General features: G+C 50.8%; 22 protein-coding genes. 9 read left to right on the forward strand and 13 right to left on the reverse strand.

Annotation, left to right across the window (positions count from 1 at the left end; translation table 11 throughout):
* Positions 1-86: 86 nt before the first annotated feature.
* Positions 87-1,517, reverse strand: coding sequence for an aldehyde dehydrogenase family protein (locus tag LQ777_RS13765; RefSeq protein WP_232558502.1), 1,431 nt, complete (start codon positions 1,515-1,517; stop codon positions 87-89).
* A gap of 122 nt (positions 1,518-1,639) precedes the next feature.
* Here LQ777_RS13765 and LQ777_RS13770 point away from each other — a divergent pair, with 122 nt between their 5' ends.
* The 4 genes from LQ777_RS13770 (at position 1,640) to LQ777_RS13785 (ending at position 7,097) form a co-directional block, all read left to right on the forward strand.
* Entirely contained in the window at positions 1,640-2,863 is a 1,224-nt protein-coding gene (locus tag LQ777_RS13770) for a helix-turn-helix domain-containing protein (protein ID WP_232558503.1), read from the forward strand.
* A 239-nt stretch (positions 2,864-3,102) separates the two neighbouring features.
* Positions 3,103-3,879 (forward strand): tRNA pseudouridine(38-40) synthase TruA, encoded by a 777-nt coding sequence (gene truA, locus LQ777_RS13775; protein WP_232558504.1) that lies wholly within the window; start codon positions 3,103-3,105, stop codon positions 3,877-3,879.
* 158 nt (positions 3,880-4,037) lie between these two features.
* Complete coding sequence (locus LQ777_RS13780) at positions 4,038-4,601, forward strand: nucleotidyltransferase family protein (protein WP_232562852.1); 564 nt, start codon at positions 4,038-4,040, stop codon at positions 4,599-4,601.
* 174 nt (positions 4,602-4,775) lie between these two features.
* A complete protein-coding gene (locus LQ777_RS13785) occupies positions 4,776-7,097 on the forward strand; it encodes a glycoside hydrolase family 65 protein (RefSeq protein WP_232558505.1) in 2,322 nt (773 codons plus the stop codon).
* A 36-nt stretch (positions 7,098-7,133) separates the two neighbouring features.
* Here the strand turns inward: LQ777_RS13785 and LQ777_RS13790 are convergent, their stop codons facing one another.
* Positions 7,134-7,541, reverse strand: coding sequence for a hypothetical protein (locus LQ777_RS13790; protein WP_232558506.1), 408 nt, complete (start codon positions 7,539-7,541; stop codon positions 7,134-7,136).
* Positions 7,542-7,706: 165 nt separating this feature from the next.
* On the opposite strand from LQ777_RS13790, the gene LQ777_RS13795 reads away from it, so the two are divergent.
* Positions 7,707-8,357, forward strand: coding sequence for a class I SAM-dependent methyltransferase (locus LQ777_RS13795; RefSeq protein WP_232558507.1), 651 nt, complete (start codon positions 7,707-7,709; stop codon positions 8,355-8,357).
* Positions 8,358-8,381: 24 nt separating this feature from the next.
* Here LQ777_RS13795 and LQ777_RS13800 read toward each other — a convergent pair whose 3' ends face one another.
* The 3 genes from LQ777_RS13800 to LQ777_RS13810 are packed head-to-tail and all read right to left on the reverse strand — an operon-like array spanning position 8,382 to position 10,730.
* Entirely contained in the window at positions 8,382-9,122 is a 741-nt protein-coding gene (locus LQ777_RS13800) for a hypothetical protein (protein ID WP_232558508.1), read from the reverse strand.
* Between the two features lie 33 nt (positions 9,123-9,155).
* Entirely contained in the window at positions 9,156-10,265 is a 1,110-nt protein-coding gene (locus LQ777_RS13805; protein WP_232558509.1) for an AMP-binding protein, read from the reverse strand.
* Positions 10,266-10,301: 36 nt separating this feature from the next.
* Entirely contained in the window at positions 10,302-10,730 is a 429-nt protein-coding gene (locus tag LQ777_RS13810; protein WP_232558510.1) for a QcrA and Rieske domain-containing protein, read from the reverse strand.
* Between the two features lie 133 nt (positions 10,731-10,863).
* Between LQ777_RS13810 and LQ777_RS13815 the strand changes: the two genes are divergently transcribed.
* Together LQ777_RS13815 and menB are read left to right on the forward strand one after the other, a co-directional pair.
* On the forward strand, positions 10,864-11,322 hold the full coding sequence (locus LQ777_RS13815) for a DUF2452 domain-containing protein (protein ID WP_232558511.1): 459 nt from the start codon (positions 10,864-10,866) through the stop codon (positions 11,320-11,322).
* A gap of 73 nt (positions 11,323-11,395) precedes the next feature.
* Positions 11,396-12,220, forward strand: a complete 825-nt coding sequence (menB, locus tag LQ777_RS13820) for a 1,4-dihydroxy-2-naphthoyl-CoA synthase (protein ID WP_232558512.1) — start codon at positions 11,396-11,398, stop codon at positions 12,218-12,220.
* A 49-nt stretch (positions 12,221-12,269) separates the two neighbouring features.
* Here the strand turns inward: menB and LQ777_RS13825 are convergent, their stop codons facing one another.
* Positions 12,270-13,088, reverse strand: a complete 819-nt coding sequence (locus LQ777_RS13825; RefSeq protein ID WP_232558513.1) for a hypothetical protein — start codon at positions 13,086-13,088, stop codon at positions 12,270-12,272.
* 280 nt (positions 13,089-13,368) lie between these two features.
* On the opposite strand from LQ777_RS13825, the gene LQ777_RS13830 reads away from it, so the two are divergent.
* Positions 13,369-14,811 carry a purple acid phosphatase family protein gene (locus LQ777_RS13830; protein ID WP_232558514.1) on the forward strand — a complete coding sequence of 481 codons (1,443 nt, stop codon included), beginning with the start codon at positions 13,369-13,371 and terminating at the stop codon, positions 14,809-14,811.
* 61 nt (positions 14,812-14,872) lie between these two features.
* Here LQ777_RS13830 and LQ777_RS13835 read toward each other — a convergent pair whose 3' ends face one another.
* The 7 genes from LQ777_RS13835 to LQ777_RS13865 form a co-directional block, all read right to left on the reverse strand.
* Positions 14,873-15,949 carry a hypothetical protein gene (locus LQ777_RS13835; protein ID WP_232558515.1) on the reverse strand — a complete coding sequence of 359 codons (1,077 nt, stop codon included), beginning with the start codon at positions 15,947-15,949 and terminating at the stop codon, positions 14,873-14,875.
* Positions 15,950-15,955: 6 nt separating this feature from the next.
* Positions 15,956-16,591 (reverse strand): ABC transporter ATP-binding protein, encoded by a 636-nt coding sequence (locus tag LQ777_RS13840; protein WP_232558516.1) that lies wholly within the window; start codon positions 16,589-16,591, stop codon positions 15,956-15,958.
* Between the two features lie 87 nt (positions 16,592-16,678).
* On the reverse strand, positions 16,679-17,998 hold the full coding sequence (locus LQ777_RS13845) for an ABC transporter permease (RefSeq protein WP_232558517.1): 1,320 nt from the start codon (positions 17,996-17,998) through the stop codon (positions 16,679-16,681).
* A 95-nt stretch (positions 17,999-18,093) separates the two neighbouring features.
* Positions 18,094-19,005, reverse strand: a complete 912-nt coding sequence (locus tag LQ777_RS13850; RefSeq protein ID WP_232558518.1) for an ABC transporter ATP-binding protein — start codon at positions 19,003-19,005, stop codon at positions 18,094-18,096.
* Positions 19,006-19,170: 165 nt separating this feature from the next.
* Positions 19,171-19,608 (reverse strand): chromate transporter, encoded by a 438-nt coding sequence (locus tag LQ777_RS13855; protein WP_232558519.1) that lies wholly within the window; start codon positions 19,606-19,608, stop codon positions 19,171-19,173.
* A 103-nt stretch (positions 19,609-19,711) separates the two neighbouring features.
* Positions 19,712-20,959, reverse strand: coding sequence for a dicarboxylate/amino acid:cation symporter (locus LQ777_RS13860; RefSeq protein ID WP_232558520.1), 1,248 nt, complete (start codon positions 20,957-20,959; stop codon positions 19,712-19,714).
* A gap of 201 nt (positions 20,960-21,160) precedes the next feature.
* Positions 21,161-21,598, reverse strand: a complete 438-nt coding sequence (locus tag LQ777_RS13865) for an SRPBCC family protein (protein WP_232558521.1) — start codon at positions 21,596-21,598, stop codon at positions 21,161-21,163.
* 155 nt (positions 21,599-21,753) lie between these two features.
* On the opposite strand from LQ777_RS13865, the gene LQ777_RS13870 reads away from it, so the two are divergent.
* Positions 21,754-25,758, forward strand: coding sequence for a hybrid sensor histidine kinase/response regulator transcription factor (locus LQ777_RS13870; RefSeq protein WP_232558522.1), 4,005 nt, complete (start codon positions 21,754-21,756; stop codon positions 25,756-25,758).
* Positions 25,759-25,770 lie beyond the last annotated feature (12 nt).

Raw genomic sequence — 25,770 nt, forward strand, 5'->3', positions numbered from 1 at the left:
CACCGTAACTTTAAGCAAAGAGCCATTCGCTAGTGAATGGCTCAATTTTTTTAACGTCGAGGAGAACTGGTCCAAGCCTTTACAGCCTATAAATGCTTCACGATGAAGTTGATGAGTTTCTTTACTTTATCGGTGTAGGGCGGATAGATAAACTTCATCGTACCAAAGTTACGCTGCATCACCCCCCGCTGATTGGAAAATTCCTGAAAGCTGAAATAGCCGTTCGATTTACCCAGACCACTGTTGTTTACGCCCCCAAAAGGTAGCTCAACGTTTCCAAACTGAAGCAACGTATCGTTGATAACCGTATCCCCCGCCGACGTTCGGTCCAAAATGTATTGCGTGTTGTTGCGGTTCCGGCTGTGGATGTAAAGGGCAAGCGGCTTCTCGCGCTGATTGATACGCTGCAAGGCTTCGTCGAGGTTTGTATAGGTACACAAGGGCAATACAGGGCCAAAAATTTCTTCCTGCATGATGCCCATGTCGTCGGTCACCTTGTCGAGAAGAGTGGGTTCAATAAAATTCTGGTCCGCGTTCATCTTCCCGCCCAGTGTAACTACCGCCCCTTTAGCAACAGCGTCATTCACTAAGGCTCGAATCCGCTCAAAATGGCGCTTATTGACAATCCGGGCGTAACTATCCGACGCTTCGACCGTATCGTTCGTTGGGCTGTACATTTTTCGAACAGCCTCACCAAAGGCTTTTACGAAAGGTTCTTTGATGGATTGATGCACCAGTAAATAATCCGGGGCAATGCAGGTCTGACCGTTATTTAAAAACTTTCCCCAGGCCAACTGCTCGGCGGCCTGACCAATGTTGGCCGATTCATCAACGATAGCGGGGGATTTACCGCCAAGTTCAAGCGTGACCGACGCTAAATGCTTAGCTGCGGCAGCCATGACTACCCGCCCAATAGCCGGACTGCCCGTAAAGAAAATGTGGTTGAAAGGCAATTCCAGCAGCGCCTGCGCCACCTCCGCATCGCCGTCAAAGACGGCTACCTCTTCCGGCGGAAACAGATCGGTAATCATCCGTTTGATCAGGGCAGCCGTATGCGGAGTCAACTCCGACGGTTTTATCATAACCACGTTGCCAGCAGCAATGGCCGACACCAGTGGTCGTATGGTAAGCACGAACGGATAGTTCCAGGGCGCGATGATCAATACGTTGCCCTTTGGTTCATGATGCAGATAGCTCGTAGTGCCTATCAGACTCAGAGGAGTTGGCAAACGCTGTGGCTTCATCCACTGCCGAAGACGCTGTGACGTGTATTTGATCTCGGCGTACAGTGACATCAGTTCACCAATCATGACTTCGGCGGAAGGTTTCCGAAAATCATCGTACATAGCCTGCTGAATATCCAGTTGATGCGCCATCACCCACGTCTTGATTCGTGTGATTCGCTCAATCCGATGCTGGGCGGTCGTCAACGCCATTTGACGAGCGTGTTGGCGCTGCCGGGTAAAAACCGTTTTAATCGTTTTGCTGAGGTCGGTTTTAGAAAATACAGTAGTCATGCGGAAGAGCGCGGAGTAACCAGAGGATAGTCTAAAAGTACAAATAATTGGCCAGAAAGCCCGATATTGGCATTTATATCGTGAATCGGCTATCTTAGCTAAAACTTTAGCACCCCAACTGGATGACGCTCGTCAGTGAAAACATCCGCTATCTGCGTAAACTCAACGGGCTAACGCAGGAGCAATTTTCCCGAAAAATAAATATAAAACGTTCGCTCTTGGGCGCTTACGAAGAAGGGCGTGCCAATCCGAATCAGCAAAATATACAGGCGATTGCTAAAGCGTTTAACACGACAGTTGAGTTGCTTACCCGCCAGGACCTGCGCAAAATTCGTGAAACACCCAACCTGAGTATTCCGCTCGGGCAGCCTGCCCGGTTGGCCGACACCAGCATGGGCCGGGGCGAGGGACCGATCATTCGTTCCGACGGTCATATCAATCCAGGTGATGACGATCCGTTTCAGCATCCTGACTTTCCCGATATTTTTTCTCAGCCCGGTGGCGTAGCCCACCCTGCCCCCCAAACGCCCGAACCGCAACCCCTTTCATCGGTACTGAACAAATACTACCGACCTCAGGAAGCCGTTCGGTCGGCTCCGACTCCACCCGTCATTACGCCCCCGGTGCACCCGACGCAGGAAAGGCCAATTCATGAGCGGGCACAACCCGTAAATTTTCAGCCCGTTCAGACCGAAGCACCGGGCCGCTCGCCCGTTGATCGGTTGTTTGGCAACGCAGACGGACATACCACGACCTCGGCGTTGAACCGCCCCTCGGAACCGCTGACCTTTAATAATGTTTACGAAGGCTCTGGACGCTTTGGCGATACGACGGCCAGCCGCCCGGTCCCTCCTCAAGCCATTGCTCCAACGATCCCGGTGGTCATGCAACCGCAGTTTGCGGAATACAGTCAACGGTACCAGCAATCCGATTTTCTGCACCGGCTTCCGGCTATGCATTTACCGACACTACCGGAAGGAAACTACCGGGCTTTTGAAGCGGGTGACGACTTTGTGTTTCCGGGTGCGCTGCTGGTGGGTCAATTTGTCCGGAACTGGTTTGACATTGCCGACGGAAAGTTGTACGTACTGCTTACCCAACACCCCCGCCCCGACGGGACAGGCGTTTTATGCCGCCGGGTCTACAATCAGGTGAAAATCAAGGGAACATTGCTACTCACGGTTGATAAGGCGGGGATTCCTAATCAGGAAGTGGCGCTGAAAGATGTGGTAGAAGTCTGGGAAATACGGGCCTTCGTGAGTCAGCAGATGCCAGCCCCACCACCAAACACAGACCGACTAAAACAGCTGGTTGATGAGTTACGCTTTGAAGTGGATCGTCTGTAAAAACGCATCGGTACCGTTACCTCACTATTGAGTCTATTTGACTCGCTTCCGTAACGCAATGATTGAGCGGAGGGTTAGCACTACCGAGTGCCGTAGTATGGTATGCATACTAATTCGCAATCAACTTCCGTTCTTTCCTCTTTTGATGAGGGCTTTAGGTAGGGGTCGAAAGGGCTTTACACTAAAGCCCTTTCCTATTGGGGCAAAAGCGCAGATCGCTTTGTATTTTTGCCCTTCATATGCGTTATTTTCTCGAATTAGCTTATCGGGGTACAACATACCACGGCTGGCAACGCCAACCAAACGGCTTAAGCGTACAGGAAGTACTGGAGACAGCTCTGACCACCGTTTTTCGGCAGCCGATCGCTATCGTGGGCAGTGGCCGGACCGATACCGGCGTTCATGCGGGCCAGCAGTTTGCCCACTTCGAAATAGAGGGTTCGTTGCCCAAGAATTTGCTCCGCTCACTGAATAGCCTCATCCCGAATGACGTCGCCGTCTATGACTGCTTCCCGGTTCGGGCCGACGATCATGCCCGGTATACGGCTACCTATCGGTATTATCAATATTCAATTATTCGCCGTAAAGACCCTTTTCGGGACGGTTTAGCCTATGTTTTTACCTTACCGCTTGACATTGACCGAATGAATCAGGCGGCCGAACGGCTCCTGCACCACACTGACTTCGAAAGTTTTAGTAAAGTAAAAACAGACGTTAAAACATTTAACTGTCAAATTGACTTTGCTTATTGGATCGCTGATGCAGCCGGGAATCTAACGTTTCATATCAAAGCAAACCGGTTTTTGCGGGGTATGGTCCGAGCAATTGTCGGTACACTGCTGGACGTGGGACAAGGCCGACTCAGCGTTGCCGGTTTCGAGGCAATCATTCTCGACAGAGATCGTAAGAGAGCCGGACGCGCGGCTCCCGCTGATGGCTTGTCATTAGTCGAAGTCGGGTATCCAGCCGAAGTGTTTGGTCAGCGAACAATCCTCTTGGCTAATACCATTGTTTAAGTAAAGCACACACGCAACGTAAAGACATACACAAAGAGACAACAGTAATTGAACTGGGTGCTTGTTCACTTCTCTTTTTGGCTCTTTTAGTTTGTCTACAAACATAAATTCTCTTGGAGATTGGAACGATTATACTGGCGGCAGGTGCTTCATCCCGCATGGGTGGCGAGCCAAAGCAGTTGTTAACCTACAAAGGTCAATCGCTTATTCGCCGGATTACGGACACCGCGCTGGCCCTGCAAAAGGGACCGGTCGTTGTTGTTCTCGGTGCCAACCGCGAACGCATTGTGCCCGAACTGGCGGGCCTTCCCGTAACGATTGTCGATAATGCAGCCTGGCAAACGGGTATGGCCTCGTCGCTCAAAACCGGGCTGGCGGCCCTTTATTTAACGAATAAATCCATCAAGGCTGTCATGGTGCTGCTGACCGATCAGCCGCTCGTATCGGTTGGACTGCTGCAATACATGCTCGAACGCTATACCGCCGAAAACAAAGGGATCGTAGCCTGCCGTTACGATGATCAGCTAGGAGTCCCGGCACTCTTCGACCGGCGTTACATCGAGCAAATGCTGAAACTGGAAGGCGACAAGGGAGCCAAATGGGTGATTATCAAACACCGCCAGGATTGCGTCGAAGTGCCGTTTGAAGCGGGCGCTATCGACCTGGATTCCAAACGCGATGTCGAACTGTTCAGCTTAGCTCAGTCGGGCCTTACGCAGTAGGGAAAATGCGGAAATTACTTATTTTTGCCCGGTACAACCGACTCGGCTTGAGTTGGTAGCCCTTGGGCGATTTTCCATAAAATACGTGTAAACTACCATAAACCCCCGACGCCTTGCCGTCAAGCGGTGGGCTGTACGTTACCTGGCAGCCGATTGCTTTTAACCTGTGACTGAATGAAAAATTACATTACTCAAGACCCTTGGTGTATTATCGAAGATGGGTTTCACCATCAGTACAACGAAATCAGTGAAAGTGTAATGTCCCTGGGTAACGGTCGCTTTGGCCAGCGGGGCAATTTTGAAGAGAAATTTACGGGTCGAACGCTTCAGGGAAATTATGTAGCGGGCGTTTATTATCCCGACAAGACCCGCGTCGGCTGGTGGAAAAATGGCTATCCCGAGTACTTCGCAAAAGTGCTCAATGCCGCCAACTGGATTGGTATCGATATCGATATTGAATACGAATCCCTTGATCTTAACCAGTGTGAGGTTCGTAACTTTCGGCGGGTGTTAAACATGCAGGAAGGCTACCTCGAACGTTCTTTCGTGGCCGTCCTCAAAAGTGGCAAAGAATTACAGGTCAACTCAAAACGATTCTGCTCGATTGTTGACGACGAAGCCGGGGCGATTCGCTACGCCATCAAACCGCTCAACTTCGACGCTAAGATTACGCTTACTCCTTACCTCGACGGTGCCATTCGCAACCGGGATGCCAACTACGACGAAACGTTCTGGGATGAAGTGCGCAAAGAAACGGGTTATGGCGAAGCGTTCATCGAGTTGCGGACCCGTAAAACCGGCTTTCACGTAGCGACTGGCATGTGCGTTGAGATCGAGCAGGACGGCGTCAAGGTAGATTACCAGTCGCAGCCGATCAAGCACGAGAAATACGTTGCCAATCGCATGACGCTCGATTGTCGGCAAGGCCAGGAGACGGTAATTTACAAGTACGCCGTCAACCTGTCGTCCCTGAACTACGATCCGGACACGATTACCAAAGAAGCGCACTACAGCCTGCAACGGATTAGCCGAAAAGGGTTTGACAAGATGCTATTCGAGCAGATGCAGGCATGGGCAGACAAATGGAAAACAAACGACATCATTATTGACGGTGATGTTGCCGCTCAGCAAGGCATCCGGTTTAATATTTTCCAGCTCAATCAGACCTATACGGGCGAAGATGAACGGCTGAATATTGGTCCCAAAGGCTTTACGGGCGAGAAGTACGGTGGCTCAACCTACTGGGATACCGAAGCGTATTGCTTACCGTTCTACCTGTCGACGGCGGATCAGAAAGTGGCCAAGAACCTGCTGGTCTACCGGTTCAAACAGTTGGGTAAAGCCGTTGAGAATGCAAAGAAGTTAGGCTTCCGGGCAGGAGCCGCGCTGTACCCGATGGTAACCATGAATGGCGAAGAAAGCCATAACGAGTGGGAGATCACCTTTGAAGAAATTCACCGGAACGGAGCTATCGCGTATGCTATCTACGATTACGTACGCTACACAGGCGACAAGCAGTATCTTGTTGATTACGGCCTCGAAGTGCTTATTGCCATCAGCCGTTTCTGGAGCCAGCGCGTCAACTGGTCGCAGGCGAAACAGCAGTATGTTATGCTGGGCGTGACAGGTCCCAACGAATACGAAAACAACGTCAACAACAACTGGTATACGAGTTATATCGCAGCCTGGACCCTACGGTACACCATTCAGGCCGTCGAGATCGTCAAATCACTGGACGCTGAAAAGTACGCTGAACTGATTGATCGGATTCATTTCCGGGAAGAGAAAGAAATGGCAACCGTCCGGCAGATCATCGACAAGATTTACTTGCCACAAGACGATGAACGCGGCATTTTTCTGCAACAGGAAGGCTTTCTGGACAAAGATTTAATGCCCGTTTCTGATATTCCGAAAGGACAACGGCCTATTAATCAGCACTGGTCGTGGGATCGGATTCTGCGTTCGTGCTTTATCAAGCAAGCTGACGTTCTTCAGGGGCTGTATTTCTTCGAAGACGAATTCGACACCGATACGATCCAGCGTAATTTTGCGTTTTACGAGCCGATGACCGTTCACGAATCATCACTCTCGCCCTGTGTACACAGCATTCTGGCATCGAGATTAGGCATGCGCGACAAAGCGTACGAAATGTACCTGCGCACCGCCCGACTCGACCTTGACGATTATAACAACGACACCGAAGACGGTTGCCACATCACAAGTATGGCCGGTACCTGGCTCGCTGTCGTAAAAGGGTTTGGCGGCCTGCGCGTAGAAAACGACCGACTGGTGCTGAATCCGTACTGCCCCGACCAGTGGCAGTCGCTGGCCTTTAAAATCAGGTTCCGGGGGGCGTTACTTCAAATCACCACGACACAGTCGGACGTAACGGTTCAAAACTTTTCGGCACAACCCGTATTGCTTCAGGTACACGGCGACGAGACGCTCCTTAAAGGACAAAGTAAGCACACCGTCAAAACGTCAGTTGACGCATAGCACGCACAGGGGCAGGATAAACCTGCCCCTGCTGATTTATTTGCTGAGCCCTTCCGAGCCTTCGCCAAGTGGCTCGTCACTGGTAAAAATTGTAAACGATGTCAGCGGTATCAGTTCGCCCACCGGTGTCATGCTTGGGTCTTCGTCGAAATCGAACCGAATCGATACGGGCTTTTCATTTCGCAAAACGTCGTAATAATTCGGAAATTCGGCGATTGGAATCGTAGTACTTCCCCGGAAAGCACCCGTTTTCAGTTTCTCAATCATCCCGGTTGAAGCGTATTTAGCCTCAGCTACGAAACTCAGGCTGTAAAACTCCAGCGGTCCTGCATTAGCCTTAAACCGCAAATGAATAAATCGTTGTCGATACGGTGTTTGACTTTGGTTATTTCCATGCACAAAAAGCACGGAATAGGTTGAAATTTCAGCTGTGAAGGTTGCCATGGAAGAAAAATGATACAGGATTTGGTGTGGTAATGTATTATCGTTTATATAAGTAACCAAAATAGCTTTATCGTACGGTTTGTTTGTAGGCTAATTGGTCACATACATAGAATCGAAATTCATTACCTATAACCTTAAAGTACCGGCTTTTGTCTTTTTGCTGCGATGAAGAAAATCCCCAGATCCAACGTTGGTTTTGATTGGGTTGCCCCCATCTACGATCAATTAGCCTCCGCTGTTTTTGGCAAGAAGCTGCAAAAGGCTCAACTAACGTTCCTGACCGACATTCCTGAAGCGGCATCGATTCTTTTGGTTGGGGGTGGTACGGGCTGGTTACTCGAGCAGATCCTGGTTCAGTGTAAGCCCAGGCGAGTTCTTTACTTGGAAGCATCGGCAAAAATGGTCGCCCTCGCGAGTCGGCGAATGGCGCAGAAATCCCTGCCGGGTACGGTCGAATTCCGGGTCGATGATCAGCTAAGTCTGCACCCGGACGAACAGTTTGACGTGGTTATCACGCCCTTTTTGCTCGATCTGTTTACCGAAAAAACAGTGCAGTCGTGGTTAATTCCTCGCCTGCGTCATGCGCTTCGACCCAACGGGCGCTGGCTTATTACGGATTTTGTGCAAACCCGCGTTTGGTGGCAGATCGTGTTATTATGGACGATGATCCACTTTTTCCGGCTTGCGGCAAACATTCAAACAAAACAATTAGTGGATTGGCCGCGGCTTCTGGCCGAAGGCGGATTGTCGCTCGAAAAGCGCCAGACACACGTAGCAGGTATGGTTGTCGCTGATGTCTGGAGAATTACGGCTTGACTTTACGTTGTTCCGACGTAAAAACTACAGCGTCCGAAGCATCTTTGTCAATGAAGTAAATTCGCCCACATCGTACCATTCTTCGTCTCCCAGGTTCAGCCACTGTCCGTCACGTCTAGGACGCTTCGTCTCAGCTTCATCGGGTTCGTAATCGTGATTGTATACCTCGGCCATTACGTGCTGTAAGGTTGTCCAGGGCAGTGTTTTCGTGGATTCGCGCCGGTTTTGACTGGTTACGATCTTGACCGTCCGTTCGACAAACGAAGCAATTAGCCGAATCTCGGTTTCCGATTGGCGGTTCGTCAGATCGAGGTATGTTAACTCAAAGGGGCGCTCGCGTTCAATCGCTTCGTAGGATGCCTGAATTAGTTCCTGCATCAGGTATTGCCAGCTATCCGCATTTTTTGGCCGTCCTCTTCGCAGACTACCATTATCTGGTTCAACCGAGATTTCCCAATAGTCATCGTCTTCGTCCAGTTCCTCTTCCGAAAAAAGATCCAGTTTCGTTTTGTTGACCAGTTCCGTTACGGTTTGCAGCCATGCCTTCGGTAACTGCCCCGACCACATGAAATCGTCGTCCCGTGTGTATCCTTCGGCAATCAGTTCATCATCATCAATACTATCGCGATCGGGATAAGTGATAGACAGTTTGATGTCCAGCGACTTGTTCGCCAACGAGCGCGCCGTCAGCGTGTAAAAGTAAGCGTAAGGCGCGGGCAACGACCGGGCGGTTTGGTAGCGAATTTGAATAGTAGTGAACGACATGCTTTTTTGTGCGCAGGACAACGAGCCGCAAAGTTAACGGATTCGGGCAATTGTGGCATTGCGATCAATCTTTCCGGTCGATGTCTCGGCCAATTCAGGAACAACCACCATGTCTTTGGGCACCGCATACGGTCCGAGTTGAAGCCGGATCGACTCCTGAACGGTCTGAAACTGCTCGGGGCTTAATGCGCGTTGTTCAAGCACCAGAACGACCCGTTGACCAAGCCTATCATCCGGCATAGCCGCAACAAACAAGCGGGGCACCCAACTAGCCTGGTCCTCTCCGGGAGAGGCAGTACCAGCTTGCCTGTATATCGCCAGTGCTTCCTGTGCCACGCGCTCTACTTGTTCCGGCTGTATTTTTACGCCACCGCTGTTGATGATCGTATCGGCCCGCCCCAGCAGTTGAAATTGCGTTAGGCTGGCTTGGCTACGAAATTCGACCACATCGTTTGTTTGAACCCGCTCAAAATTGGTCGCAGCCGATGTAATATGCAGACACCCGCGCTCATCGACACCCAGTTCGACCCCGTCCAGTGCCGTAAACCAATGGCTCCGCTCCTGACCGTTGAGCCGGCGCAATGCAATATGCGACACCGTTTCGGTCATGCCGTAGGTCGCAAAAACAGGCGCTTTTATAAGCTGCAACTCGCGTTCAAGTAAAGGGCTGGTAGCCGCTCCCCCAACCAGAATTGCTTTCATGGTATTCAGTATGGAGAGTTTTTCCGGAGTTGCTTCCAGAACCGTTTGCAGTTGTAAAGGCACCAGCGCCGTAAAGTCGAAGTGTGTACCCGGCGAATCAAAAAGCGCCAGCGGATTGCCCGACGGCTCTTGAATCGTCATGGGCATCCCCAGTTCGAGTCCGCGCACCAGCATCATAACCCCGGCTACGTAGCGCGTATTCAGACAGACCAGCGCCTTGTCCCCTGGTTGAAGGCCAAGCACACGACCCGTTAGTTGCGCACTCGCCCGCATCTGCGCCCGCGTGAGGACAATTGGCTTAGGCGTACCCGTTGACCCCGACGTGTGCAGCGTGAAACTCGACTGGTGGCTTAACCAGGCCCGACAAAACGCCTGTGTCTGCGCTTCGTAGTCAGTCAGGGGGTCGGGCCAGTTATCAGGAAACGTAGGGTCTAAAACCATTGCGTCAGAAAAGCCAGTGAGCGCTAATCGGTTCAATTAAGACTGTACGCGCAGTGTGCTGTTCGCGGCCTCTTCGATAACGTATCGTTTCAGCGGCAGCGTAGCGGGTCCTGAAATAACTTTACCCGTAACATCAAACCGCGATAAATCAAGCGGGCAATAGAACTGGTTTTCCTTAGCCCGGTACACCAATTCGGTTCCCTGGTACGTACATTTCGAGGAGACAGCAACGTATTCGCCACTATTTGTCTGGGCAACAATAACCTTGTTGACGACGACATAACCGCCTTTCTGCTTTAAGTTTTCATTGTCAGCAGCATTCAGATCAACCAGAAAATCAATCCCTTGCTCAGCGTCCGGAGCGGGTTCTTCCGTCGAGTTGGATGAGCAACCTGCGCTGGCGCGCGTTAGTAAAAGAGTGCCTACACCCGTGGCGGCCACTCGAAAAAACTCCTGTCGGTCCATTGTTCGTAAGGTGTTTTAGATGCTGGTTCGTTGTACTTTTGCCAACCACATCCTTTCGTGATGTAAATATGAGTTTTTTTTGTCATTCAACGACAGCGAACAAACATGTTCGCCGGGCGGTTACCCAAACAGTATGGAAGAAGCAAAAGTAATTGTCAATCCGATCTCGCCAGACAAAGTCGCCGAAGCACCGGGACTACTGGAGTATGCCCACACAGCAGGTGGCGCTATTATTCGCCCCGAAGACAAAGGCAAAATCACCGGTCGGGCTGTGGCGGCCATGCGCGAGCAAACCGACATGCAGCTTAGTCAGCTCTACAAGCAGATGCAGTTGCTGGCCGAACAGGCAACCGCCATTCGGCACCGCGTCGAAATATCCGAACGGATTTACGCAGCGCAGATGAGTTTTGAGCCCGTGGTAGGTCACACGTATCACTTTTATCAGCGCAAAAATGGTACCGATCTGCTTTCGATGGTCGGTCCAACCGAATGGGGCCGTAAGTTCCCCTTTGAACGCTGCCTTGCCACGGTTCGCATGATGGCGGACCATACCTGGGATGTGCAGTATCACGACGTTTCGTATAGTGAGTAAAATGCATGCGTGAAAAAGCGAATTGAAAGAGCTGCTTTCTCACGCATTTACGTTCGCTCTTTCTCGCTCTATCATGCAAAGTAACTATCCCTGGGAACCCATCAAAGAGTACCAGGAAATTCTGTTCAGCTACTACGACGGTATCGCTAAAATCAGCATTAACCGCCCCCACAAACGCAACGCGTTTACCCCACTTACCGTGAAAGAAATGTCGGAAGCGATGGAAATCGCCCGGCAGGACGAGCGCGTTGGCGTTATTATTCTGACCGGCGAAGGTGGCGACGCGTTCTGTAGCGGTGGCGACCAATCGATACGCGGTCATGGCGGCTACGTAGGCGAAGACAAGGTTCCTCGCCTGAACGTGCTGGATTTGCAGATGCAGATTCGTCGGATTCCAAAGCCGGTTGTCGCGATGGTAGCGGGTTACGCCATTGGTGGTGGTCACGTTCTGCACGTTGTCTGCGACCTGAGTATTGCCGCTGAGAACGCCCGGTTTGGTCAGACCGGCCCTAAAGTCGGTAGTTTCGATGGTGGTTTCGGCGCTTCATACCTGGCACGCATTGTTGGTCAGAAAAAAGCCCGCGAAATCTGGTACCTCTGCGATCAGTACGACGCTCAGGAAGCCTTGGATATGGGCTTGGTCAACAAAGTCGTTCCGCTCGATCAGCTCGAAGAAACGACGATAGCCTGGTGCCGGAAAATGTTGGAAAAAAGTCCGATTGCCCTGCGGATGCTCAAAGCTTCGTTCAACGCCGAACTTGACGGGCAGGCTGGTATTCAGCAACTGGCGGGCGATGCAACCCTGCTTTACTATCTTTCGGAAGAAGCCAAGGAAGGCAAAGACGCGTTTCTCGAAAAGCGGAAACCGGATTTCAGCAAGTTTCCGAAGTTTCCGTAATAAAAAAATGGGTGGTGTCCGGTTTGTAAACCAGACACCACCCGTTTTTTTATTGGTATACTAACTCCCGCACTTTCGACGGCGAAGAAGGATCGATACTCGACACGATAAACTCCCGAATAGCTCGTCCCTGCTGGTCAAAATCGTAGTAAAACGAGAAGACCGTCATTTCCGACGCTGCCACATTGCCCGTTGTTGATACCATCGTTTGTTTGGTCACCAAATTCTGGGTTTGTTTCCCCCGGAATGTCAGTGGGGATGGAATGCTCGGTTTGGTCAGGTCATACTCATAGGTGTTTTTTTGCACAAGACCCGAGTTGTAGACCGTTTCCTTGGCGACAACGTTCCCGTTTTTGATCGTGTAGGTGTCCTGCTGGCCATTGCCCGTATACCGAATCAAGTAGCCTTCCGAGTCATAGACGTATTCCCCGGCCTCCTGGTTACCTTTCAAAAAACCGCTGGTGTTCAGCAATAATGTGTTTAGGTAGTCCTTCCGATCCGAATCCAAATAGCGCTGGACGAGGTCGGGTGTGTATTCATACGAAAGCTGCTTCCACCAGGTAGCATTCGTGGTTTTTTCCTGAGTCAGCCGCTTTTGGGTATCATATCCGTACTCATTTTTGAGCCCTCCCCCCAACCGAATTTCTTTTCCGTTCAACATGACTGTTTTACCACCCGTTGTGTTTGGATAATACTCCGTTGTCTGGATCAACAGGCCCGGCTTCGCGACAGCTGCCGTCTGCGCATTAACGGATGATGCGGGTTGCGACGATGTAGCGGGTGTAATGTCGCTTTGTGGATTACTACAGGCCGACAATAAAGCGAACGAAACAAATAAAGTTACAGGAGCTTTGATAGCTGTTTTCATGCTGTAGGTATGGTGCTGATTAAATTGACTTTAAGGAACTTAGGTTAACCTGGTATACCAAAGTCAAATATAGGATTATACGAAACATTCCCATTTATGGAATCTACTTTTTTACGATGTGGGCCAACCAGGCTTTGTACTTTTGCGAAAACGCGCCCCTCTCCCTGCGACGTGACCGTTGAGCGGACTGAAAGTGCGATTGATTATTTGTTCACACATCGTTAATCTAGCTTCACGGCCATTCTAATAGCTTTGTGCTGAAATTTCCTCTTAAGCTAGTATGATACATGTAACTCGACTTAACCGGCTTTTACAGATTTGTAGTTTGCTCGGTTGGTTTGCGACGGCTACCTCTGCACAACAGACAGGTTCGCTGGTGCGAGGGCCCTATTTGCAAAAAGCGACCCCTACCAGCATGACCCTCCGGTGGCGGACAAATTCGGCTTCCCTTGGTGTTGTCCGCTACGGCACTTCCGCCGATAAATTAAACAAATCGACTCCGGAAGCGGAAAACCGCACCGACCATGAAGTTACGCTGACGGGCCTGAAGCCTAACACAAAATACTTCTATTCGATTGGTACGGAAACGACACCGCTGGCAGGTAGTGATCAGCATTATTTCTACACCTTTCCGGTCGAAGGTACGGTAAAGAAAACGCGTATCTGGTCATTAGGCGATTTCGGCAATCGGTCGGCCCGGCAGTATACTGTCAAAAACGCGTTCAAGAATTACGTCCAGCAAATGGGCGATCCTTACATTGATCTTTGGCTGTGGCTGGGCGATAACGCTTATAATCGGGGGCTGGATAAGGAATATCAAACAAACGTTTTCAGTGCAGATACCGGCTACAGTGGCGATCGATTCATGAGACAAACGCCCATTTTCGCCACGCCCGGCAACCATGACTATGCCGGTAACAACGACTTACGCCTAAACTGGAATATCCCTTATTTTGGCGTCGTTTCTCACCCGACCAACGCCGAAGCGGGCGGCATTCCATCCGGTTCAGAAGCGTACTATTCGTTTAATTACGGCAATATTCACTTTGTCAGTCTTGACTCTGACCGTTATGACGACAGCACATCGAAAGCATCCAACGTACGGTTCGGTGAAACAAGTCCACAACTTAACTGGCTTAAGCGTGATCTAACAGCTGCTCAGACCAATCCAAACATCACCTGGATTATCGCCTACTGGCACCATCCGCCGTACACCAAAGGCACGCATGATTCAGACAAAGAAAAGCAGCTTCGAGATGTTCGGATGAATCTGCTGCCCGTTCTGGAACAGTACAATGTCGATCTGGTTATGTGCGGGCACAGCCACGTTTACGAGCGGTCGGACCTGCTGAAAGGGCATTATGGCGACGAACCCACTTTCGACGCGAGTACGCATAACCATCCCAGCGTAAACGCAGAGCAGATGACAACCGCTACTTCGTCGGTGAAGGCAACGCACTTTATCAAACATCGGAAGGCAACGGCCAATGAAGGAACGATATACGTCGTAAACGGCGACGGGGGTGCCGGTGGTGGACACGTATCAGCTGGTACGGCGCAGTGGCCCCACAACGCAATGGACGTTTCGTACGACGGAGCGGGTGGCTCGATGTACATCGAAGTGGACGGCGACAAGCTGGAAGCAACCATGATTGCCGGTGATGGCTCCATTCAGGACCAATTTACGATCAGCAAGGAAAACAGCCGGTCGAAACGGAAATAGCTGTCTGGCCTTATTTATATTTCGTGCATCAGCCCGACTGGAGAACCCAGCCGGGCTCTTTTTATGAATCCGTTACCTGTTGAGCAAACGTGCGGTACCAAAACCCGATTGCACCTGCCCATCCTACAGTCAGCCATGCTCCTACGGGTAGCCCAAACATAATAAACAGTAAACCACCGATAAATCCGGCAAACACACCGGAAAGCCAGCGCTCGGGCAAGGCTTCATGCTTATACGCCAGGCTGTGCAAAAAAAGTAACCAGCCCCAGCCCGCCAGCCAAAGCCAAATGACATAATCGAGCCGTATATCCGCTGGGCAATTGCGGATGACGATCAGCAATTCAGGTAGCCAGATCAGGCTGTACGTCAGGACATACCGTCTGAATCGCTGTAGCCACGACAGCGGCAGATTCGGCAGTACCAACAGATACCGTCGCTCGAACGCACTGACCTGCCCGCCTATCTGAGAATGTGCGATTACGGCTAGCAACAAGCCGATGAGCAACAGCCGCTGGTCATAATCGTCGGTTGGGTACAGTCGACAAACGCCCGCTAGCAAAAGACCAGAAAACGCTTTGGTCAGCAAAAAGGACAATGGTTCGTGACGCAGCCAATAAACCGGGAAAAATAATTCATACGGTAAGGTAATAGCCAGTTGTAGCAGCCGGATTGACGACGGTGACGGATGCCGTAGTCGATAATCAGCCGCTCCCGCTCCGACCCCAACCAGAACGAAAATAAAAAGCACGATAGCGCCAAATGAGTCCCATCGCCGGTAGAAAGCCGCTACTTGCAGCATCCAGCCCGCATAGGCTATGACAGGCAGCAGCACAGCAATTTGCACAGCCAGCCACATCCCTACTCGCGTCGGGGTGGGAATGAGCCAGTATGTTTGCAGAAATAAATTCTCCGGTGCGGTTAATCGGTCTCGGATAAATGCGATTGTTTTCAGCAGATACAAACTCCACAGCAGAAAGATCAGCGTCAGGAAAAAGGGTGATCCCAGTGCTGCCGTAATCAGTGCTTTATGTTCATTTCCACTTAGGAAACCAAAGGCGATCAGCACAACGACCAGAAACGTACCGGCGTTTTGATTATAAAACTGAACGACAAAAATCCGATTAAGTGTAGTCAGCATAGCCGGTCAGGTTGCAGGAAGGATAACTCCATCGCCAACCTGCCAGACACGCGTAATAGACAAGCCGGTTAAGCTAACATCCTGATGCGAGGTTAGCAGAAACGAAACGGACTGATCTGTCGTAAGCTGCCGTATGTAATCGAACAGCTTAGCGCCCGTAGCCACGTCCAGTGTGGTCAACGGTTCGTCCAGCAGAACGAGTCGGGGATTACCCAGCAAAGCCAACAGCAACGACAATTTTTTGAGCATTCCGCTCGAAAACGTACCCGTGGTCTGTGTCCAGAACTTATCCACGCCCAACAGTTCGGCCAGCCTATTGACCTGATGGGTAGGCGCTTGTTTCGCCTTGCCGACAAATCCAGCCAGGTCACGGGCTGTCAGAAAGTCTGGATACAGCGGTTCTGCTTCGGCGTAATTTACACGCATTCGATAAGCCACCGGGGCCTTGCTGATTTCGTACTGATTGTCAAGAATAATCGTCCCCGAAAAAGGCAGCAACCCGGCTACCGTTCGAAAAAACGTAGTTTTTCCGGAGCCGTTGCCACCCCGAAAGTAATGGATGCCGGGCGTCAACGTTAGCGCCGGTACCGTCAGCACAGTACGGCCATTATAGGCTTTGGTAAGATTAGAAACGGCGAGCAAGCAAGGTGTTTGGTTTGTAGTCGTTGGTTCATCGTGTCCGGTGGGCTTTACGAACGCGCAAGGCGACACGATGAACAGACGACCTCCTTATGCTTTATAAAATAACCACTTCGACAGTTCCTTGTAGGTCACTTTTTTGCCGTACATCAGAATACCAACGCGGTAAATCCGAGCGGCCAGCCAGGTTGTTCCCATGAAGCCCAGCACCAGCAAAATCATCGACAATACCAATTCCCAGACTGGTACGCCAAAGGGAATACGGACCATCATCACCACCGGCGAGGTAAACGGAATAATGGATGTCCAGAATGCCAGCGCCCCGTCAGGATCACGCATAACGAACTGCGCTACAGCAATAGAACCGATGATTGGCAGCGTAATTGGAAACATAAACTGCTGCGTTTCCGTCTCGTTGTCAACGGCGGCCCCAATCGCCCCAAACAAGGCACTGTAAAGCAGGTACCCCCCCAGGAAGTAAAACAGGAAACAAGCGACAATCAACGGAATATTAAGCGTCTCAACCGCACGAACGACGCTGGTTAGTGCGCCCGACGATGCCTGACTGCTGGCCATAGCAGGTGCCTGTGTCACGGCTCCCGACGCTTGCATGGCCTGCCGTCCCCGATCAGCCTTGTCGCCAACCAGAGCGCCCCCCACCGAAAAAAGACCAACGGTCAGCAAAATCCACAGCATAAACTGGGTAAGTCCAACGAGCGCCACGCCCAGAATTTTCCCTAACATGAGCTGAAAGGGCTTCACCGACGAGATAATCACTTCCACGATGCGGTTGGTTTTTTCTTCCATAACCCCGCGCATGACCTGCGTTCCGTAAATAAATACGGATATGTAGATCATAAAGGCGCAGAAATAGCCAATGATCGTCATGGCAATCGCATTACTGTTTCGCTCTCCTTCCTCGCTCAGGCTAATCGTCTGCGCATCGACATTCACTTTTGCATCCTGAATGATTTGCTGGGTAATTCCCGCCTGGCTTAGTTTGATGGTTTCAATTTCCTTTGAAATCGCCTTCTCAATGTTGCTTTGTAAGGTCAAGCTAACACTTTTCTCCGCAAAAATCTGAACGGACTTTGGTTCCTCAATGACGTTTTTCGGGATGAATACCAGCGCGTCGTATCCTTGTTTTACGAATGACTTTTTGGCTTCCGGCAAAGATTCTTTCGGATAGGCATAGACAGTTTCGTCGTCGTTTTTAAACTTGTTAACAAACCGACCGCTATCGTCAACAACCGCTATTTTCTTCTGGTTGATCGAACTCACAGCTGCCCAGCCAATAATCGCGTAGAAGCTAAAAATCAGCAGCGGCCCCAGAATCGTCATAATCAGAAACGACCGTTTACGCACTCGGGTCAGGTATTCACGCTTGATAATCAAGGCAATTATATTCATTGCTTAATAAAGTAAAGGTCAGAATGATTCGTAATTAGGTAGTTTGAGCGTATTACTGAGCTAGCCCGTATCGACCAACCGCATCGCTGGTTTGATTAGTCTATGGCTTCGCCCACAGCCTGGATAAAGATCTCGTTCATGCTTGGGATGTTTTCGCCAAACGAACGAACAGCAACCTGATCGAGCAGAATACGGATCAGTTCATTGACGGCGGCATCGGGCGGAATCCGAATGTCGGCGCGGTAAAAGCCCTCATCGACCGGGCGGGTAGCCAACACCTCGAAGGCCGACGGCAGAGCGCTTAGTGTTCCCTGGTATTCGACGTGGTAAGTATGGGTTTTGAACTGCTCTTTGATCGCTCGCTTGGAACCGTCCAGTACCTTGTGCGAGCGGTTGATCAGGGCAATGTTGTCGCAGAGTTCTTCTACCGACTCCATGCGGTGCGTCGAGAAAATAATTGTTTTGCCGCTGTCGCGTAATTCAAGGATTTCGTCCTTGATCAGATTGGCGTTGATCGGGTCAAATCCCGAAAACGGCTCATCGAGAATAATCAGATCGGGTTCGTGCATGACGGTAGCCACAAACTGCACTTTCTGCTGCATCCCTTTCGAAAGATCCTGAATCTGTTTAGTCCACCAAGTCTTGATGTCAAACTTGACAAACCAGATTTTGAGCTTCTCCATCGCCTGCTTCTCGCTTAGCCCTTTCAGCTGGGCCAGATAAAGCAGCTGCTCCCCTACTTTCATTTTTTTGTACAACCCCCGTTCTTCGGGAAGGTAGCCGATTCGCCGGATGTGGTCCGGATTGAGTCGTTGACCGCCCAGGATAACCTCGCCGGAGTCGGGAGCGGTAATCTGATTGATGATCCGGATAAGTGACGTTTTACCAGCGCCGTTCGGACCAAGCAATCCAAAAATGCATCCCTGAGGAACGGTCAGACTGACGTCGTCCAATGCCCGATGCTCGGCGTACTGCTTGACAATGTGGTGGGTTTCGAGAATATTCATTCCGTTTAGGTAAGTTGTTAACACTTTCTCCAGCCAAACTACGGATATAGACAAGGTAAGATCAACCAAATTACGGATAAACTGTCACCGGGCTGTACGGACGGCAATAAAAAAAGCCACAACTCGTAAGCTGTGGCCTTAAAAGGCTTTTACCGTTACTCTTTATCAGTTGTAATAATCTCTCACCTGGAACAGCAGCATCAGAAAAATCAAGCCGATCAAAATACCCAGCAGGCTAAAGGCGAACACACTGGTTAGTATGCTAAGGAGCTGGGCATAATAACTGAATACCCAACCGGACCGCTTCCGGTTAAACAACCCCGGTAAGGCCAGTATACCCAATACAAGGCCGACTAGCGATAAGACCATGGAAATCGTATAGCCGAATCCGGTACCAATTCCACCGACGTAGGCGACGGGAACCAGCGCGGCTCCCAGACCCAGAAAGACCAGGATACCCGGCAAGGCAATAACCAGGAGTACCAGTGAAACAATGGGCCAGTATTTAACGAACCCTTCCCGAAAATTGATCGGGAACTGAAAAGGAGCTTTGGTAGTGAAAAAAGGAGCCAGTTCGGTCTCCAGCACGGCGGATTGAGTCATAAAAAGAAGGCTTAGTACCTTTGTACAGATCGGTTAGAACGATCAAAAGTACATAGCGTCATTTTTTGACATTGAACTGGCTGTGTGAACGGCAAACGACTGATTAAACGGTAGCGGTCTCTTCTGAATCAATGGGTTGTGTCCGGAATTCACCTTCCCATTTTGAGATAACACAGGTAGCCACGGCATTACCGGCTACGCTCGTCGCGCTACGGCCCATATCGAGCACCTGGTCGATACCCAGTAGCAAGGCCAATCCTTCGATCGGCAGATTAAACAAAGACATCGTTCCGGCAATAACGACCAGCGATGCCCGTGGCACTCCGGCAATTCCCTTGGACGTAATCATCAGAGTCAGCATCATCGTAATTTGCTGCTCCAGGCTAAGGGGCACGTGATAAGCCTGCGCGATGAAAGCCGTTGCGAATGTCATGTACAGCATCGACCCGTCCAGATTAAACGAGTAGCCCAGCGGCAGCACAAAGGAGATAATCCGCTCCGAACAGCCAAACCGGCGTAATGCTTCGATGGTTTGCGGGAAAGACGCTTCCGAACTGGCGGTGCTAAATGACAGGATGATAGCCGAGCGAACTTCCTTCAGCAAAGCGACGTACGGAATGCGAGCCACCACGCAGATCAAGGCCAGAACGACGAAAACAAAAAACAAAAGACCGCCGAAAAAGCAGAAAATTAAATAAACGTAGCCCGTCAGAATACCCAGTCCCTGCTGAGCCACCACGGCGGCAATAGCACCCAGCACACCAAACGGGGCAAAGGACATGACGTAACTGGTTACCTTGAACATGATGTGTGACAGGGCATCCAGCGCTTTGATGACAATCTTCCCCTGTGCACCTACTGAACCAACAGCGATACCAAAGAAGATGCTGAAAATAACGATTTGAAGAATTTCATTCGTTGCCATCGCTTCGAAAAAACTTGTCGGGACGATGTGCGTAATGAAATTATCGAACGTGAGTTTTTGAACCTCAACCCCCGTATCGGTACCTTTGGCGGGTAAGGGTAAGCTCATCACTTCACCCGGCTTCATGATGTTAACCACCAGAAGGCCAACCACTAAGGACAGGATGGTTGCAAAATAGAAGTACGCTAATGTTTTTAAGCCAATACGTCCTACCGTACCAAAATCGCCTAGTTTGGCAATCCCGACCACAAGCGTAGCAAATACCAGCGGCCCAATAATCATTTTGATGAGCCGGAGAAAAATTTTAGAAAGTATGTTCAGATCAGTTCCCGAAAATCCTGCATCGGTGGCCGGAAACAAATAGCCGATCAGGATACCAAGTACCATACCCAGAAAGATGCGGGTTGTCAAGTTGGGGAGTTTCATGCAAATAGGTCAAGTAGCCGTACTGACAAAAGTAGCAGAATCCGGGCACTCATAAAAACATCCATTCCTAAAAAGCCCCCTCGCTCAGTCCTATCGCCTTTTTTATCCTAAACCTACCGGTTAATATACATTTTTTTTGCAAAACCCGATTCATTGACGTAATATGCAGGTAAACTAATAAGCCAATTAATAAACAAACGCTTACCTAAACGTCCTTTTATAGATCGGTTTTCGATAAGTAAACAGCAGCCACATTACTGGATACAGCAGGATATCCGTCACCAGAAACGGAGTTTTGAACCGGATATCGTCAACAATGACTGTTCCGCTTCCGGAGTCACGCAACAGGCGATGGCGGTGGTGCCAGGATGTAAGGAAAAAAGGCAGGCGCGTGCCCTGATCAACAAAATAGATTTCCTGATCCGTTGACTGCTGATCGACAATCAAACTAATCCAGTCCTGTTTGACAAGCAGGAAATTAAGCCGCAGATGAACGACATCGCCCTGAAGGCAACCATCGAAACGCACGACCTCAACGGGCGGAAAGGGCGGACTGAGCCGATTGAAAAGGCTTCGGTCAAAGCCGTTCCATACCGTTGCGATGGGCTGATTGACATGGGTTTTAAGCACTAGGTGCATAGGCGGATTTTGGTCCTAAAACGAAACGAATGGGAGCAGACAACTACCCGATACGAATAGCATATAAACATCGAAAAGCCACAGCTGCTAGCGCTAATTTAGCCTTTTTACTCGTTTATCCAGTGAGCCTATGTAAACAGGTAACCTTCGGGTGTATGCGTAGATCTTCCAGCGGTGTTTTTTTCGTGCTGTCCTTTCTATTGATTGGTCAGTTAAGCTGGGCCTTTGGACCAAGCCCGGATTACCTGTCTATGCAGAATGGCCTGCCGCAAGGGCTTATTAAATCAATGCTCCAGGATCGGCGGGGCTTTGTCTGGCTGGCTACCCGCGATGGGCTGTGCCGCTTCGATGGTCTCCGTTTCAAGGTCTACCATCACGACCCTCACAATGCGCAGTCTCCTTCTTTCAGCAGTATTTACGAAATAAAGGAAGACAGCCGGGGTTCGCTCTGGACCCGTACGGAAAACAACAACGTCGATCAGTTTAACCCAACAACCGAGCAAACGCGTCGGGTTTCCGATTCTCCCGCTTTTCGCAGCATCGTCAATCATCATCTGCTGACGGCTATCTACCCCGACCAGCAGGGCAATGTATGGGTAGCTACACAATCCAATGGCTTTTTTCTGCTAGGCCCCGACGGCGGAATCAGTCAACGCAACTGGGCGATTAAAAACGACACGGTTCAGCACCGGATTGACGCTCTGCTCGTTGACCGCCACGGATATTTGTGGCTGGCAACCGCCGACGGTCTTCACCGCTATGACCCGAGAGCGCATCAGTTTACCGTTTTTCGGACGGCAAATGGCTTGCCGCGAAATGACGTGCGGGCGCTGCACGAACGCAAAAACGGCGAGTTGCTGCTTAGCTTTCCGGGGCAGTTTGCCGTTTTTAACCCGAACGGCGGTGAAACCCGGCAGGTCGTTGCTGTACCCGATCAGCCAACGTTCCCTCCCCTATTCACGGTTGACCATCACGGAAACGATTATGTAAATCTGTATCGCTACAACGACAAAACAGGGCTAACGCCCCTGGAAATACCGACGGCTCCATCGGTTGTTCATAGCCTCCCGCTGTCGATGCTGATTGACCGGTCAAACGTGCTGTGGATTGGTACCAACGGTCAGGGTGTGGCTAAATATGACCTCAACAAACGACCTTTTCAGGCCCGGCCTTATGCGATCAATTTCCAGACGGACTGGATAAGCCAGCAGTACGGTATGCCGGCTACCGCCATTCCACCAGAAATCAGAGTACAGGACCCTTTTACACTACGGTATCAACTCGACCGCAGTAAGAGCCTGTGGGTGGGTGGACTTAAAACGCCCGTGTTCCGGTATAATTCATCGCTCTGGAAGTTTGAACCCATTCCGCCTACGGGTATTGAAGCCAAGTGGTTGACCAAGGGCGCTTTCCGACTATCGGCGCTGGCTGTTGGAGCCGAAGGCGAATTCTGGGGGCTGCTGGCACCCGACGGACGGGCCGTTGTACGCTACGATCCGGCCAAACGCTCGTTTACCGCTTTTCCTTTGCCGTTGCCATCGGGTCACCCGTACGAAGTTATGGCCATGCAGGTTGACGGTGGCCGCATTTATCTGGCTACGCAAAGTCATGGTCTGCTTCGGGCCGACCTGGCAGATAAGCGATTGATTCACTGGCGTGTGAATCCCGAAGATCCCAACGCTCTCCCGATCAATTCGTTACTCAGCCTGGCCCAAGATCCGAAGCAGTACAATTATTTATGGATAGGAACCTACGGCAACGGTCTGTGCCGTCTGGATAAGCATACCGGCACGATCCGTACGTTTACCGTTCGGAATGGTCTACCCAACAACGTTATTTATGGCATTCGCCCCGACGCGGACGGTCATCTCTGGCTCAGCACCAACCGGGGCCTTTGCCGATTCGACACGCGCACGTTCGAAGTACGCAACTACACCACCGACGATGGACTGCCCGGCGATGAGTTCAACCGATTCCACGACATTTCCCTGCCCGATGGCCGTATTATTTTTGGTGGTTCAAATGGCTACGTTGCTTTTTATCCGCGCCGTGTCATCGATAATGCCTTCAAGCCCGTTGTTGCCCTGACAGCCCTTCGGGTTAACAACCAGCTTGTCGATGCAACCGTCCCCGATTCTCCGCTCACGCAGGACATCAACGAAACTCGTGAGATCATCCTTAATCACCAGCAGAACTTTTTGTCGTTTGATTTTGCCGCGTTGCAGTTTAACCACAGCAGTAAAAATCAGTATCGGTACAAACTGATCGGACTGGATAACGATTGGGTGTATAACGGTAACCAGGCTTCCGCTACGTACACGAATCTGCCACCGGCAACCTACACCTTTGTTGTCAACGCATCAAACACATCGGGGGTGTGGAGTCCTTACACCCATCAGATTCGCGTTGTCATCAAACCAGCTCCCTGGTCTACCTGGTGGGCGTATGCCTTCTACGCGCTTCTTTTGGTAGGCGCTATCATCGCGTTCGTCAGAATACGGATCAATCGGGTTCGGCTTCAAAGTCGCATGGAATTACGGGAGCAGGAATCCATCCAGCTAAAAACCATTGATGAAATCAAGTCCCGGTTCTTCGCTAACATTACACACGAGTTTCGCACGCCGTTAACGCTTATTCTGAGTCCACTTGAGCAGTTACTCAAAGAGGTTAACGATCCGCACCAGCATAGCCGACTGGGCATGGTGTACCGGAACGCGAGCCAATTGCTGCGTCTTATCAACGAATTGCTTGATCTGGCAAAGCTCGAAACCGGCAGCCTGACCGTTGTACCTACCCAGGGCGATCTGCCCGATTTCCTGGAGCGCACGGTCAGTTCCTTTGAGCAGGAAGCGCAGCGAAAAAATATCAAGCTGCGCGTCTACTACCAGCTGGCGCAACGGATGTATTGGTTCGACGCCGACAAAGTCGAGAAGATTATCAATAACTTATTGGCGAATGCCTTAAAGTTCACGGACAAGAATGGCACGATCGACGTCAACTTCTTTACATTCACGGCGGTAGACCCTGGCGCTCCGGCTGACGTACCAACCTCAATCAATAGTTTACGAATCATCGTTAAAGACACGGGTATTGGTATTTCAAATCAGAAATTACCTTTGATTTTCAACCGATTTTACCAAATCAATCAAGCCGACAAACCCGAACTGGTTGGCTCGGGTATTGGATTGGCCTTGGTTAAAGAATTGGTCGATATCATGCAGGGAACGATTCAGGTGGAAAGTCAGCCCGGCAAAGGATCGACCTTTACCGTCGAATTGCCCTGCCAGCCCACAATCGCTCTAGCTTCAATTGCGGCCTCCACGCCCGACTTGGTCAATCACTTGCCCGAGCCGTCATTGCAGCCGTTGGACGAGGAAAATGCCGTAACCGACCTACCCCACCTCTTACTGGTAGAAGACAATGACGACATCGCCGAGTTTGTAACGGACATTCTTCGTTCCGACTGGCGGGTCCAGCGGGCTAGCAATGGTCAGGAAGGCATCGAAGCGGCCCTTGCCGATGGTCCGGATTTAGTGATCAGCGACGTGCTGATGCCCGAGATGGACGGGTATGAACTGTGTAGGCAATTGAAAAGCAATCCCATCACCAACCATATTCCGGTGCTGCTGTTAACGGCCAAATCGTCCATCGAAAGCCGGGTTGAAGGGCTAGCCGCAGGCGCTGATGATTACATTGCCAAACCTTTTCAGGTCGATGAACTTCGCTGGCGCGTTCGAAACCGGCTGGAACAGCAACGGCGGTTTAGTCAGCACTTCCGAACAAGGCTGTTGAGTGAAGGGCACGTACCAACCGTCAGTGCTGTTCCCGAAGATGAGTTCATGAACAAAATCTACGCAGTCCTTAACGCCCGGCTGGGAGATACAACCTTTGGGGTAGAGCCACTGGCTGCGGCTGTCAACATGAGTCGGATGCACCTGAACCGCAAAGTGAAGGCGATGACCGGTCTTTCGCCTAATGAACTGATCCGGGCGGTGCGACTGAACCGGGCCAGCGAAATGCTGCTGACGAATGTTCCGATTTCCGATGTTGCCTATGCCATTGGCTTCGACACGCCCGCTTATTTTTCGAAGGTATTTAAAGAGCACCACGGTCTGACACCCTCCGAATACGTCGAACAAAACCGCCACAAATCGACCTAACTAGTCGATCCT

It is taken from the genome of Spirosoma oryzicola, assembly GCF_021233055.1.
GTDB lineage: Bacteria > Bacteroidota > Bacteroidia > Cytophagales > Spirosomataceae > Spirosoma > Spirosoma oryzicola.

Excerpts from the sequence above, each read along its gene's own strand:
- truA (WP_232558504.1), top strand. The coding sequence starts at position 3,103 with ATGCGTTATTTTCTCGAATTAGCTTATCGGGGTACAACATACCACGGC.
- LQ777_RS13860 (WP_232558520.1), bottom strand. The coding sequence starts at position 20,959 with ATGAAACTCCCCAACTTGACAACCCGCATCTTTCTGGGTATGGTACTT.
- LQ777_RS13855 (WP_232558519.1), bottom strand. The coding sequence starts at position 19,608 with ATGACTCAATCCGCCGTGCTGGAGACCGAACTGGCTCCTTTTTTCACT.
- LQ777_RS13850 (WP_232558518.1), bottom strand. The coding sequence starts at position 19,005 with ATGAATATTCTCGAAACCCACCACATTGTCAAGCAGTACGCCGAGCAT.
- LQ777_RS13870 (WP_232558522.1), top strand. The coding sequence starts at position 21,754 with ATGCGTAGATCTTCCAGCGGTGTTTTTTTCGTGCTGTCCTTTCTATTG.
- menB (WP_232558512.1), top strand. The coding sequence starts at position 11,396 with ATGCAAAGTAACTATCCCTGGGAACCCATCAAAGAGTACCAGGAAATT.
- LQ777_RS13865 (WP_232558521.1), bottom strand. The coding sequence starts at position 21,598 with ATGCACCTAGTGCTTAAAACCCATGTCAATCAGCCCATCGCAACGGTA.
- LQ777_RS13795 (WP_232558507.1), top strand. The coding sequence starts at position 7,707 with ATGAAGAAAATCCCCAGATCCAACGTTGGTTTTGATTGGGTTGCCCCC.
- LQ777_RS13800 (WP_232558508.1), bottom strand. The coding sequence starts at position 9,122 with ATGTCGTTCACTACTATTCAAATTCGCTACCAAACCGCCCGGTCGTTG.
- LQ777_RS13780 (WP_232562852.1), top strand. The coding sequence starts at position 4,038 with ATGGGTGGCGAGCCAAAGCAGTTGTTAACCTACAAAGGTCAATCGCTT.
- LQ777_RS13830 (WP_232558514.1), top strand. The coding sequence starts at position 13,369 with ATGATACATGTAACTCGACTTAACCGGCTTTTACAGATTTGTAGTTTG.
- LQ777_RS13810 (WP_232558510.1), bottom strand. The coding sequence starts at position 10,730 with ATGGACCGACAGGAGTTTTTTCGAGTGGCCGCCACGGGTGTAGGCACT.
- LQ777_RS13805 (WP_232558509.1), bottom strand. The coding sequence starts at position 10,265 with ATGGTTTTAGACCCTACGTTTCCTGATAACTGGCCCGACCCCCTGACT.
- LQ777_RS13835 (WP_232558515.1), bottom strand. The coding sequence starts at position 15,949 with ATGCTGACTACACTTAATCGGATTTTTGTCGTTCAGTTTTATAATCAA.
- LQ777_RS13825 (WP_232558513.1), bottom strand. The coding sequence starts at position 13,088 with ATGAAAACAGCTATCAAAGCTCCTGTAACTTTATTTGTTTCGTTCGCT.
- LQ777_RS13815 (WP_232558511.1), top strand. The coding sequence starts at position 10,864 with ATGGAAGAAGCAAAAGTAATTGTCAATCCGATCTCGCCAGACAAAGTC.
- LQ777_RS13785 (WP_232558505.1), top strand. The coding sequence starts at position 4,776 with ATGAAAAATTACATTACTCAAGACCCTTGGTGTATTATCGAAGATGGG.
- LQ777_RS13845 (WP_232558517.1), bottom strand. The coding sequence starts at position 17,998 with ATGAATATAATTGCCTTGATTATCAAGCGTGAATACCTGACCCGAGTG.
- LQ777_RS13790 (WP_232558506.1), bottom strand. The coding sequence starts at position 7,541 with ATGGCAACCTTCACAGCTGAAATTTCAACCTATTCCGTGCTTTTTGTG.
- LQ777_RS13770 (WP_232558503.1), top strand. The coding sequence starts at position 1,640 with ATGACGCTCGTCAGTGAAAACATCCGCTATCTGCGTAAACTCAACGGG.
- LQ777_RS13765 (WP_232558502.1), bottom strand. The coding sequence starts at position 1,517 with ATGACTACTGTATTTTCTAAAACCGACCTCAGCAAAACGATTAAAACG.